The sequence below is a fragment of the Paraburkholderia sp. JHI869 genome, from assembly GCF_038900775.1.
Taxonomy (GTDB): Bacteria; Pseudomonadota; Gammaproteobacteria; order Burkholderiales; family Burkholderiaceae; genus Paraburkholderia.
Window position 1 is genome coordinate 135,607 of sequence record NZ_JAYMSC010000014.1, and the last position, 12,322, is coordinate 147,928.

Below are 12,322 nucleotides of genomic sequence, written 5' to 3' on the forward strand. Positions count from 1 at the left end.
GACCTTTGGCGCCGAACGACATGGGCCAACCCACCAAACCACGCGCACACACGTTTCACCGCCCGGGGGGCTTCGCCAGATCCTCCTCCACGAAGCGCAGAATGGCCTCTGCCAGGGCCTCACGCGGATAAGCGTTCTGTGTCACGAAAAGCGCACCGATCGTCGGATGCGTCCGGGCGACCGGTACAGCCAGCGCCCAGTGGTCCGCATTCACGTAGGCGAGAAGCGTGCTCCCGGGCATAACCTCATCGTAGAAAATGAGCTGGCTGTCGTTGCGCGAATCGACGCGCGAGAGCTTGTCGTAGCTCGATTTCAGGATAGACGAGATGCGTTCCGGCTGCGGGAATGTCACGATCGAGTAGTACCGCAGTCCGCCCGGAAGCGGGTGCTGTGCGAGCCACATCTTGCGGGTCGCCGGTCTCAGGCTCTGCACAGCACCGTCGTCGCCCGAAGTGCATGTCGCCTCCGGAACATATTGCAGCAGATCCGCCTGGTACTGCTCAGCGTCGTTGGCAAGCGGCGATCCGCCAATCGCACCCGCTGCGCTCACCGCCGCCGCAATGCGGCTTCGGATTTCCGGATAGGCAACCAGAGCTTCGAGCATGTCCGGCGCCCCCTTTGAATAGCCGATTAATACGATGCGCGGTGCGCCATCGGGCTCTGGCATGGCCATGATCGCGTCGCGAATCTGGCGTGCGTTATGGGCGGAGCTCGAAAGCGCATCGACGTCGATCAGCGTGGCGTCGAAGCCGAACTGGCGCAGGTGCGTCACGACGGTATCGGGCGGATTCAGCCACGGCTTGAAGCAGTCATAGCCGATTCCCGGCACGACCGCCGCGACGAGGTGTCGTCGCGACTGACCCAGTGCGATCGGCTTGCCGGTGCCGGCGGGCTCGGTGCCCACTCGCGTCAGCGCGTCTTCACAGGGCCGGTAGTCAGGTAGCCCCGGACCGCGCGCAGCAAGCACCGCGCAATAGATCTCCCGAAAGCGCCCTCGCTCGTCCGCTATCCCGGCCTGAGTTGCGGGCGCGAGGATCATTGGCGGCGTATCGGTCGAATATGGGACGAGCGGCTTTGTCGCGCATGCGCCGAGCAGAACACAAGCGGACAGCGTCGCCAGCGCGACGCGGAGCCCATGCCACGCATCGATGACGACAACTCGCCGTTTCGATGCGACGAGCGAGGGTATCCGTTTTAGTTCACTGGCGCGCATCGCCGGTTGCTCCGGGTTGAGCGGTTTCGCGGTTGTCCAGATAGGGCACCCAGTCGAGAAAATCGACATCCGACAGGCTGCGCGGTCGCGTTGCAAAGAACACGACAGCGCGCAATCCGTCCGTATAGTAGGTCGCGCCGTCGAGCGCCGTCCTGGGGTGGGCTGGCGACGCCGCGCCAACACCGTATACGAATCCAAGCTTGTCGAGACCGCTCGAGTACATCAGGTCCTGGATCAGGAAATTGCGTGCCTCGTCGACGTTTTCGTGCAGAGCGGGGCGTGATTCGCCGTGTGGTGCGAAGCGCCCACCTACTGGGCGGCCAACCTGCGCGACATAAACCAGTTGTCCCTGATAGCGGATAGGCGCAAGCCATCCGCGTATCCAGGTCGCTGGCGCACCCGCCTGGGCCTGCTTGCGCAGCACGAAATCCGGTTCCCGCCCAAAGACCCGCTGCGCCAGATCGGACGCCCGTGCGTCACGCCGATAGTCGCGCCGCACCAGCGCCGCGCCGATGTCGGTAAGCTGGCCAATGCCGATGGCGTTCAGCGGATCGGCCGGAACAGTCCCGGTTGCGTCGGTGGCGCAGCAGGGCAGACGTTCAAGCGCGATACGCAGCGACGCGAGGTCCGTGTAGTCGGTGATTGCGGTTTCGGGAAAAGGGAATGGAATCTGCGCGAGACTCGGATCCATCGTGCCGCCGGGCACGCGCAGAAAGAGCGAGAAGGGGATCAGCGTCTGGTTTCCGAACAGATCGAAATTGGCGAGCTTGATACCCTGATCCGGGTTCGTGAACAGGATGCCCGACCGTGTCTCGCCCGGAGCGATCGGGTTGCTGAATGCGCGCCCGGTGAAATAGGCATCCATGATCGCGTTCGTTGCACCGTCAAACAGCGTATGCAGGGACCAGGAGACCTCGTGCGGCGAGAAGTAGTCCGGGTCGGTGCCCGAGCGCAACAGCCATAGCGCCTGCGACGTACCGTTCTGCACCTCGACCCATAGCGGCTGGACTTTCGTGTTGTTGATGTCGGCGCCATAGATCCGTTTGCTGTCCTCACTGCCGAGCACGGTTGCGCTCACGCGTACGCCGTGATTGATCGTGCTGACCGCGCGCTCACGCAGCAGCGTATCGTCGGCCCCAGACGGCTCGTGCCATGTCGTACAGCCGGCAAGCGCGAGCGCGAGTACCAGCTCGCCCGCACACACCAGTGCACGCTGCATGGGCAGCGACACGCTCATGGCTTCTCCCCGGGTGTAACGTGTATGACCCTATACGGCGTGATCCACGGCAAAACCTCAATATCCGACAGCGATGTCGGCGAGCGGTCGAATACGAGCACGACACGATAGCCATCTGTGAAATAGGGATCAGTCGTGAGGTTCTTGCGCGGTGCATCTTCGTGCGCGGCACCCACTCCGGTCACGAGGCCGATCTTTGCGAGATTCTGCGAATACGTCATGTCCTCGGTTAGCGCGGTGCGCGCTTCATCCACGTCGGGGTCGATCTTGTGAGTGGTGAACGTTGAAGAGTGCCACGTCAGACGGATGCCGATATCGCGGCTTATCTGCCCCACCCAGACGGGCTTGTCGTGGTAGCGCATGTTGCTGAGCCAGAGCCGCATGTGATTGCGCTGGTGAATGTCGCCCCGTGCCTTTTGCAACGCAAGGTCCTGCGCGCGGCCAAAGAGGTAAAGATCACTCACGGGCGCGTTGACATAGGGCTCGCCGGAGAGTGCAGCGCTGATCATACGTCTGATCGAGCCGGACCACTTCTGCTCCGTGAGACTCCAGCCGCGGCGCACCAGTGCGGGAAAAGCGTCGTCGAGACCGCCGACGATTACCAGGTTGAGCGGATCGCCATTCTTCGAGCCGTCTTCATTTGTCGCGCAACACGGCAGGGCTTCGATCGCTGCGCGCAAGCTCGCGTCATCCGTGTAGTTCACAGTGGGCTCGCCAGGGTCGGCGGCGCGTTTGAATACCTGACTCCGCTTGTAGTCGGCTTCGAATCCCGGCACGGCTACGAAAATCGAAAACGTGCGGGCGCGCTCCTTTGCGACGAGGTCAATCTGTACGAGCTTTGCACCTTCGCTGAGATTGGTCAGCACAAACCCAGCGACTTTCTCTCCCGGGCGCACGGGGTTATGAAAAGCGAGAGCGCGAAACCGGCGGTCAAGTTCGGCGCGCTGGTCGAGTGAGGCAGCACCGGCAAATGCGTCGGCAGCCTCCGACGCGGGAAAGAAGTTTGGATCGAGGCCTGGCGACAGGAGAAAGTAGCTGCGGTCCTCGTGATTCTCGACCTCGATCCAGACCGGCTGGATTTTCCGGTCGGCAAGCGGCACGCCGTAAATCGTTGCGCTTTCCTCTGGCGACAGCGCCGCTGTCGAAACCTGCACGCCGCCCTCGGTACGTGTCACCGCGCGGTTCTGATATCCGGGCACGACGACGGTTGGCGACATTCCTGCACATCCTCCGAATACACACGCGGAGAGGACGGCTAGCACCGGCGTCAAGATGCGGTTCATTGAGGCACCCGCGGGCAATCGTGTTCGTGTTTCTGGTCGTCGTGCCTGGATGGCGCTCTTTCGCAGGCGTGATGGCGAGGGATGGGCCAACTACGCTCGTGCGAGCGACTTCAGATTTTCAGTCGGGATATCTTGGCGCCAGACAACGATACATCACCCATCAGTCCGGCGTTAGTCATCACAATGGCTTGAACCGGTGCGGTAGCCGTTGTCGTATCGATCTGGCCGTTCGCACCAACCTTCAACAGCGCAACCGATCCTTCGCCGCCGACTGACCAGCCTTTCGAGTTGCGGAAGTCGTTAAGCGCATCATGGGTCATGAAGAGGAAGATGACCGCCTTGGATTGGGCACCTGCCTGCAAGCCGAATGAGCCCGCCGCCGTGCTGTAGTAGCCGACTGTTTTCCCGCCTACCCGCAAAGCGCCCTGACCGTATTCTCCACCGGCGACGAAGCCAGCCTTGATCACACCCGGGAACACGAGTACACCATTTGCCTTGGAGACGAGTTCTTTTGAACCCTTGACTGTCTCGTACAGCCGCGAGAGTGTCGCGTTGACCTTTGCGTCGATTTCGTGACGCTTCGCTGCATCGGACTCTGCGGCAACGGCCTCGGTCATTGTCGCCGGGAAACTGGTCAGCGACAGCCCCACGATCGTTAGCGTGGCGGCACCTGTCTTCAGTACAGAACGTCTGCGCATCATCACCTCCATCGAGGGTTACGGTCGAGTTCACTACCTCTGGGAATTAGCAGGCGTGGTGCGTGCAATCCATGCGTTAGCTATGTTGAAGGCATGACACTTGTGGAACCTGGTCGTTATTTTCGTCGGGAAACGAGCAACGCAAAGCAAACGGATGGAGCGGGTCGAGGGCCCGGCTATGGCAGGCGGTTCAATCGCCACGACGTAAGCGTCTGGAAAATGAGGCGAGGATGGTGGCACCGCTAGCGGCGGTGAAAATTGAACCAAAGCCTGGCGAAGCCTCTTCGTCTGGCGATGCAGCAATATCGATCAATCTAATCCGACCGGGCTCCTGATTCGTCGTCATGCCAGCAATATTTGGCAGACTCGCGCGTTGCGCAATAGGACTTAAGTCCAATATGGTGATGGCCGCCTGCATAGAGGCTGCAAGCCCAACCGCCGCATTCGACTGCCGGTATGCGCTCGTCGTCGCGGACGGGCTGGCTGCTTACTGATGTACTTCAGACGTTTGAGTGTCCGTGCGACGGCGCGCATGAGCGCCTGCTATTTGCCGCATTGAGACAGCGCACCACCTTGCGCAGGAGGCCACGGTGACCGCCCGGTGGCGGTATCCATTACGCCGCGAAAGCGGCGTTGGCGCGCAATGGTGAGTAATCTGACATGGCAGATTCCATGGGTCTGCCATCAAGGCGTTCAGCGCGCGCGTTGAACGCATCGTGCAAACCCGAGGCGAGATACAGCGCGTTCCAATGCTGTTCCAGTTGCAGTGCGGAGCCGGGGAATTGGCCTTTCCGCCTCGACGCATCCCGTGCTGTTCCGGCAAGCGCTTGGCCGTTCAGGGACGCGTCGACGACGAGATCGTCTATGATTTCACGACCGAACTTCCAGAATCTGGAGACGGTACTCGCCTTTCACGCTTCTCCGAGCGGGGCTGCAGCGAATCGGCGCAATGTGCCGGCATTGATTGGGGACAACGCATGACAAAGATGCTGATCGATGTGGTCATCTTTCTGGCGTCGGCGCTGATTGCCGTACCGCTGGCCGTCCGCATCGGCTTTGGCGCAGTGCTTGGCTACCTGGTGGCGGGCATCATGATCGGCCCCTGGGGGCTGAAGCTGGTGACCGACATCGACGCGATTCTCCATTTTTCCGAGTTGGGCATCGTGTTGATGATGTTCGTCATCGGACTAGAAATGCGGGTTGACGCGCTTTGGGCAATGCGCCGCACCATCTTTGGCTACGGCACGATGCAGATGACCGTTTGTGCCGCGGCGCTGCTGGGAATCTTCGTGATGTTGGGATTGTCCTGGCGCATTGCCTTGACGGGCGGACTCGCGCTTTCGCTGTCGTCCACCGCAATGGTTATGTCGGAGCTTCAAGAGCGCAAGTTAATGGATATGCCAACAGGCCGGGCCGGCTTCGGCATTCTGCTGTTCCAGGATATGGCGGCAATACCCCTGATTGCTCTCCTGCCGTTGCTCGCACCGAAGGTCGCCGTCTCCGCGGAGGAACCGGGGTGGCTGTTAGCCTTGAAAGCGCTCGTCATGCTTGTTGCGGTGGCGCTTGCTGGTCGCTACCTGCTTAATTTCGTGCTGCGTTTGATTACCAGCATCGCGGTCCCAGAAATTTTCACCGCGTTTGCTCTGCTATGGATAGTAGGCATTGCATTGCTCATGCAGACCGTTCATCTCTCGATGTCGTTGGGCGCCTTCATTGCAGGTGTGCTTCTCGCGGATTCGGAATACCGGCACCAGATAGAAGTCGACATGGCCCCCTTCAAGGGCTTGTTGCTCGGCTTGTTTTTCATTGCAGTGGGCATGTCAATCGATTTCGGCGTTTTGATGCGCGAGCCGGTTCGTGTCGCGGTTCTTGTCGTGGCATTGGTAGGCATCAAGACGATCGCATTGCGGCTTCTGGCAAACAGATTTGGCGTGCCGGCTTCGCAGCGCTCCTACTTTGCCATTCTGCTATCACAAGGCGGCGAGTTCGCCTTTGTGGTGATGGCTGCGTCACTGGCTGCAGGCGTCATCGATCAGCGCCAGACGTCGCTTGTGACACTGGTCGTCGCGCTTTCGATGGTTTCCACGCCTTTACTGTTGCTCGTGCACCGCCGGCTTTTGCAGCCGTTTGTCAGTCGTGAACTCGGATAGGGCGACTAGGGATTTCCACGACCGTGGGCGCGTCGCCCAGAATAAGACAGACGCCACGGGATCTTCAGCCTCCGGCCACGCAAGCGCCGCGAGCGGCGTCCACAAAGGCACCCATTCCCCCGTCCTGTAGCCGTCCAAAAATGGCGATCTCGTGCCGAGCCGCCGCTGCGACGCACGAGACGGCGTCGAGCTTGTCGGCGTGATGCCGACGACATGAATATTAACGTCATAAACATCATAAGAAATTCGATTAATTCTCTAACGTCTCCGACCGAATTTTTCTTCAGCCAACGCGCGGCCCACTGACCGCTTGATCCAGGCGCATGCCGCCGCCCGAATTTCCGGCGGCCCCTCTGCCACCGCAATCCGTAAGAATTAAGCGGGCGTTGGCGACGTACTGGCGCATACAAATACCTTTCAGTTATTGATATAGTTGAATTGTCAACTTTATGGAGATCCGCACCAAAGGCGGGCCCTTCGCTCTGCCTTCGATCACTGAAGCATTCACTTGCTAGTGCAAGATTCAATGGTGGTGTGCGGTCATTGGCGCACGTACTTCTTGACCGGTGACCGGGTCTATTACATAGGAATACAGATGAAATTGAGAACTACGGGGGCGGGAATGCTCCTCGCATTCGCATCGTCCGCGTACGCCCAGTCGTCCGTCACGCTTTACGGAACCGTTGACTCGGGCCTACTTTGGCAGAACACGTCCGCGGCAAACTTTCTGCCTGTCGCCTCGAAGAACCCTAACCTTGGAAAAGTATTCCGATTCAAGGATGGAGGTATCTATTCAAGCCTCTTTGGAATGAAGGGTGCTGAGGACATTGGAGGAGGCTACAAGATCAACTTCCGGCTTCAGGGTTCGTTCGATAGCGGTACCGGCAAGCTCCAGTTGAGCGACACGCCCAATTCGCCAGCGATGTTCAACCAGATCGCTACGGTAGGCGTGTCGGGGCCGTTCGGTAGGCTGGATGCCGGTCGGCAGCTCGCGCCGATGGCCTACGCGTTGGCAGATACCGATGTCCGCAATGCGTGGTTCTTCGGTAGCGTCCTCACGGCATGGCTTACCATGAACCAGCAATCAGGCTGGACTGCGAACAGCACGAACGGCAGTATCGGTGCGCTGTACGACAGCAACGCGCTGGTCTACAACTCTCCAACTTTCCATGGCGTGTCGGTCGCACTCGAGTACGCGCCGGGCGGTGTGCCGGGGCATTTCCAGGGCGGTACCCGCGAGTCCGCCGTGCTCAAGTATTCGAATTACGGTCTGAATGTCGCCGCTGTGTATTACAACGGACATGACACCAGTCCGTTTACGTATGCGGGCACGACGGTTCCGGCGACTGGTGTGGCCAATAACCGCTTCGTGTACCTGGGCGCAAAGTACACGTGGCACGGTTTGTCGGCTTCCGGCTCGTTCAGCAATGGGCGCAACCCGGCGAATCCGAACGGCAACCTCGCAGCGGGTATCGCATCGGGTGATTTCAACATGTGGACGGGAGGCCTTGGCTACCGCTTTTCGCCGTCTTTTGAAGTGACTTCCGGCATTTACTACGTGAAGGACGAAAAGCACAGCCAGAACCAGTCGACCTCCTATGTGCTCGGGGCTGACTACAGTCTTTCCAAGACCACGACGCTGTACGGGCAGGCCGGTTACGTTGCCAATCGGGGGACGATGAACCAGACGCTCGTGTACGGTCAACCCGTTGCGGTTGGAAAAAATACTGCCGCAGGCATGATCGGCATTCGCCATTCCTTCTGACCGGAATGCGTCTTGGCATCTCTGGCGTGTGAAGCGGATCGCCGCGGGAGCGGGCCTGACGTCGACCTCACACGAGAAGGACTGGCTTGATCGGCGGCTCGGCGTCGCGCAGGCTATTCATTCTGGCAGTGCAGCCCAACGGAAGAAAGTGCGCGTATCGGCGTCAGGCTTGGAGAACCATTTTTCGTACACACTGGCGAACTCCTGAGATCTGAACAGATTGCTCAACGTGCGGTCTACCAGCAGCCGCAGGTCGTCTTCTCCACGCGCCATTCCGATCGCCACAGAAGTCGCCGTAAAGCGACGATCGAGAACGACAAGGTCGTTGGAGGAGGCACTGTCGTGCGCAATCGCGAACAGCAATGCGCGATCGGCGAAAAAGACATTCGCCTGGCGGTCTATGACTTTCTGCACGCCCGCCTGCACGGAGGAGACAGGAACGACGGTCGCCGGAATCGAGAAGCCGCTGAGTTTGTCAGCAAGCCAGCGCTGCGCCGGCGAGCCTTCGATGACCGAAACCGTTTGTCGGGACAGCAGTTGGGCAGGTGAGGCGCGCCAGATCGGGTGCGATGGGCCGTCGCCCGAGAGAATCTCGCGCAGCCCTGCCGGTGCGTCCGTGCGCAGCACCGCCCCGATGCCGCCCGGATACACAGGGATGGAGAAGCTCATGCTCTGCCTGGCCGCGAGCGTATCGGGTGCTCCGCAAAGCAGGTCGATTCGCCGCTCGGTGAGCGCGCGAACGTCGTCACCGGGGGAGAGTGGAACCCACTGTATCTTGAGCGTGGCCATCGCAAGCTCATTGCGGATCGCTTCTGCAATCTTCTGGCACAGCACAACCGTGTAGCCTGTGACCTGTCCAGTGTCATCCCTGTAGGCATACGGACGCGCGTTGCTGAGGTAGCCCATCGAGACGCTGCCCGAGTGTTTGATGCGCAGAAGCGTCGCGCCTGTCGCCGGTTCCTGCGCACGCACGGGCTGTGGCACGAAGGCTGTCAGCGCGAGAATGCCGATGATCAAGGCTGCGGCCGCAGAATCCGTAGCCGTGCGTCCCGTGGACGACGACGGGGTGTAGCGGGTCGCCGCGAAGCCGTAGACCGCGTACCCAATTGCCATGACCAGCATGCCGCCCAGCACAGCGTCCTTGCCCGAGGCGTAGATCGCGTAGACAGAATACGCGAGCGCGACGGTTGTCACTGCCGCATTGACCCTGTACTTTGCCGCATGTGTGCCCGCGTTGCGCATCATCACAAACAGGGCCGAGAGTGAAATGACGTAGGGAATCACGTTGGTCACAACGGCGAGGTTGACGAGCGCTGCGAACTGTTCGCTCAAGTTCGGCGAGATCGTGGATAAGGCCATCAACGACTGCAGGACGCCCATGATCATCATGCCCGCAATGGGCGCCCCGGAGCGGTTCGCCTTGCCAAAGACAGCGGGGAACATGCTGCTGTCCGCTGCATCCTTGGCTGTCTGCGCAAGCGTGAACTGCCAGCCGAGCAGGGAGCCGACGCACGCCATGGCGGCGAGAGCCATGACGATGGAGCCCACTGTGGGATTGAACATCCGTGCAAAGGCGAGACCGAACGGTCCGGTCGAACTGGCGAGGTCCGCGTTCGGCACGATGCCCTGGATCACAGCCGTAGAGAGGATGTAGATGACGGCCGCGCCCAGGGTGCCGAACATGCATGCCAGCGGAACATCGCGCTTCGGATTCTCGACAGCTGACGAGTTCTGTACGGCCGACTCCATGCCGAGGAACGCCCACAGGGTAAGCGCGATGCTCGAACCCATACCCTCGGTGAGGCGCAGTCCATTCGGATTCCACGCGGCCGCGAATGTCGCGCTGTGAAACCAGAACCAGCCTGCCACCGATATAAATCCTACGGGCAGGATAACGCCCCAGACCGTCACGGAGCCGATGCGTCCCGTCAGCTTCGGTCCGCCGAAATTGGCAAACGTGGTCAGCCAGAGGAGACCGATCACACCCAGACACGTAGCGCCCGGAGAGGAGATGAGCACCGGGAAGAAGGCGGCAAGATAGCCGAGCGCCGAGCTGGCGACGGCCACATTTGCAATGGCGATCGAGAGGAAGTACAGAAGGAAGACCTGAAAGTAGCCGTCCTTGCCGTAGGCTTCCTCAGCGTAGGCGGCCATGCCGCCCGCCCGCTGATTGAGCAGTCCCGCTTCCGCGAAGCCATAGGCAATGGCAAGTGAGCCGATTGCCGTGACAACCCACGACAGCAGCGAAATCGCACCGACTTTCGCCATGTTCGCGGGCAGCATGATGATTCCTGAGCCCATCATGTTCACGGTGACGATGAACGTCAGCTGGACGACGTTCATCCGTTTAGGTTGATCAACCACGATGATTCTCCTGGTGGCTATTCGGCCCTTGAGCGTGCATCGAATAGTCCGCATTGCCGCCTCGACGGCCGGTACGTCCTACGGCGGCAGGCAATACGGGAAACGGATAGTCACGAAGACGCATCATGGAGCGGGATCCCGTCGAACGTGCGAGACCGACATTGAATACTTCGGAATGGAAAATATTTTTCACGACGACTTCGACGTGCTATCTCCTGACGCCGATGGAGTTGGGCGGCTCCATGCATCCATCGCATTCGAATCTGATTCACCTGGCTGCACACGAGATTCGCTTTATCTCATGCTGCCTCAGGCGGATGCTGGGTCAATCGGACGATGGTCCTACGGTATTCGGTGCGGATGACCTGGCGGATGACCTGGCGGTTCACCTGGCCTGTCTCGGTGAGTGGTTTCGTACGAGGATATCCCGTTCCGGGATGAGGCGCCGCAGGTCCCGACGCTTCTGCTCAGGACACAATAGCTGACGCCAAATGCCACGCGCGATGGCTCATCGCCGGCGTTTATAGCCGGACGCAAGGGCGGGCGACGAGCGCAGTTTCCGCATGCGCCGCAACGTTCGACGAGGTACTCAACCATCGGTTGACTGAGGGCATATCGCACGACGAACAGATCGTCATGTGCGCCGACACTGCTAGGCATATGGACATCATGAAGCCGGACTAGCCGGGAACTTCCAGTGGATCACGGCCCTGGCAGAAACCGGATGTCTCCATACCATGCCCGTGTCGTAGTGCCGGTGTTGTCGGTATCTGTGAGCAGGCCGTAGCCGGTGATCCGTCCTGGCGGCTCGTGAAAGACTTTCTCATAGTCCCGAGCGACGTTGCGACGGAGCGTTTGCCACTGGCCTGCATCGCCGGGTTGGCCGGAGACGACGATCATCTGAACGCGGCCCGTATGAGGGTTGGCAATGACGCTGCCTGGCGCGGCCGAGGTCGACCAGATGTACATGAGCGTCGCGTAGGGCAGGTCCTGGCCGCCCATGCGCTTTGCCACCGCCATGCTCGTGCGATCGAAGATCGAAAGCTTGCTCACGTCGCCGTCAAATGTAAATACCACTCGCGCAGGTGCGTCTTCCTTCGAACCGACACGATTGTCGGCACCCTCGATGGGCTTTTCGGCTTTCCAGCGCCATGCCATGACCGGCGTTTGAGTCAAATCGATATTGCCGTCATGCATCAACGCGGAAGCGGAACGATCCGCGTCTGCCTGAAGGACAGTGGTGTTGCCGTCGTGAACCAGTGTGTATTGCGTCATCGCCTTGCCATGTACGACCGGCAGGTTTTTCCACCCCGCCGGCAGCGGTCCGCCCGGCTCGAGCGCGGAGAAGGCAATACCCGGTGTTTCGTCCTGGGCAGGCAGGGCAAGTGGTGACAGCAATAAAGCGATGCACGCAGCGATGCGGATCGCCGTGGCCGTTCGTTTCCACGCTCGCGTGATCGAGATGCGTTGCATGATGGGCCCCGGGTTGTCTCCTGTCATGCATTCATTGTAATGGGAGCGGCCGACGACAGCCGGCGGAACCCCTATGCGGCTGCGAGTTAATTTTCCGTTGCCTGCACTGCGCTCGTGCAGCTTGTTGGCGCTGGATTTT

The 12,322-nt window shown here is 60.3% G+C and carries 8 protein-coding genes; 2 read left to right on the forward strand and 6 right to left on the reverse strand.

Features of this window, described 5'->3' with window-relative positions; all coding sequences use genetic code 11:
• Positions 1 to 55: 55 nt before the first annotated feature.
• From VSR72_RS23665 to VSR72_RS23680, 4 genes are all read right to left on the reverse strand, one after another.
• Positions 56 to 1,213, reverse strand: a complete 1,158-nt coding sequence (locus VSR72_RS23665) for a hypothetical protein (protein WP_342954767.1) — start codon at positions 1,211 to 1,213, stop codon at positions 56 to 58.
• Entirely contained in the window at positions 1,200 to 2,450 is a 1,251-nt protein-coding gene (locus tag VSR72_RS23670; protein ID WP_342954768.1) for an LssY C-terminal domain-containing protein, read from the reverse strand. Before VSR72_RS23670 ends, VSR72_RS23665 begins: the two co-directional genes overlap by 14 nt.
• On the reverse strand, positions 2,447 to 3,733 hold the full coding sequence (locus tag VSR72_RS23675) for an LssY C-terminal domain-containing protein (protein ID WP_342954833.1): 1,287 nt from the start codon (positions 3,731 to 3,733) through the stop codon (positions 2,447 to 2,449). The genes VSR72_RS23670 and VSR72_RS23675 overlap by 4 nt, the downstream gene beginning before the upstream one ends.
• 110 nt (positions 3,734 to 3,843) lie before the next feature.
• Positions 3,844 to 4,434, reverse strand: coding sequence for a YSC84-related protein (locus tag VSR72_RS23680; protein WP_342954834.1), 591 nt, complete (start codon positions 4,432 to 4,434; stop codon positions 3,844 to 3,846).
• Positions 4,435 to 5,408: 974 nt separating this feature from the next.
• On the opposite strand from VSR72_RS23680, the gene VSR72_RS23685 reads away from it, so the two are divergent.
• Positions 5,409 to 6,581 carry a monovalent cation:proton antiporter-2 (CPA2) family protein gene (locus VSR72_RS23685; RefSeq protein WP_342954835.1) on the forward strand — a complete coding sequence of 391 codons (1,173 nt, stop codon included), beginning with the start codon at positions 5,409 to 5,411 and terminating at the stop codon, positions 6,579 to 6,581.
• Positions 6,582 to 7,176: 595 nt separating this feature from the next.
• Positions 7,177 to 8,346, forward strand: coding sequence for a porin (locus tag VSR72_RS23690; RefSeq protein WP_342954836.1), 1,170 nt, complete (start codon positions 7,177 to 7,179; stop codon positions 8,344 to 8,346).
• 117 nt (positions 8,347 to 8,463) lie between these two features.
• Here the strand turns inward: VSR72_RS23690 and potE are convergent, their stop codons facing one another.
• Together potE and VSR72_RS23700 are read right to left on the reverse strand one after the other, a co-directional pair.
• Entirely contained in the window at positions 8,464 to 10,710 is a 2,247-nt protein-coding gene (potE, locus tag VSR72_RS23695; RefSeq protein WP_342954769.1) for a putrescine-ornithine antiporter, read from the reverse strand.
• A 702-nt stretch (positions 10,711 to 11,412) separates the two neighbouring features.
• Positions 11,413 to 12,183, reverse strand: a complete 771-nt coding sequence (locus tag VSR72_RS23700) for a DUF3047 domain-containing protein (protein ID WP_342954837.1) — start codon at positions 12,181 to 12,183, stop codon at positions 11,413 to 11,415.
• Positions 12,184 to 12,322: the final 139 nt, after the last annotated feature.

Coding starts and splice junctions, on each gene's coding strand:
- VSR72_RS23665 (WP_342954767.1), bottom strand. CDS start 1,213: ATGCGCGCCAGTGAACTAAAACGGATACCCTCGCTCGTCGCATCGAAA.
- VSR72_RS23690 (WP_342954836.1), top strand. CDS start 7,177: ATGAAATTGAGAACTACGGGGGCGGGAATGCTCCTCGCATTCGCATCG.
- VSR72_RS23700 (WP_342954837.1), bottom strand. CDS start 12,183: ATGCAACGCATCTCGATCACGCGAGCGTGGAAACGAACGGCCACGGCG.
- VSR72_RS23670 (WP_342954768.1), bottom strand. CDS start 2,450: ATGAGCGTGTCGCTGCCCATGCAGCGTGCACTGGTGTGTGCGGGCGAG.
- VSR72_RS23680 (WP_342954834.1), bottom strand. CDS start 4,434: ATGATGCGCAGACGTTCTGTACTGAAGACAGGTGCCGCCACGCTAACG.
- VSR72_RS23675 (WP_342954833.1), bottom strand. CDS start 3,733: ATGAACCGCATCTTGACGCCGGTGCTAGCCGTCCTCTCCGCGTGTGTA.
- VSR72_RS23685 (WP_342954835.1), top strand. CDS start 5,409: ATGACAAAGATGCTGATCGATGTGGTCATCTTTCTGGCGTCGGCGCTG.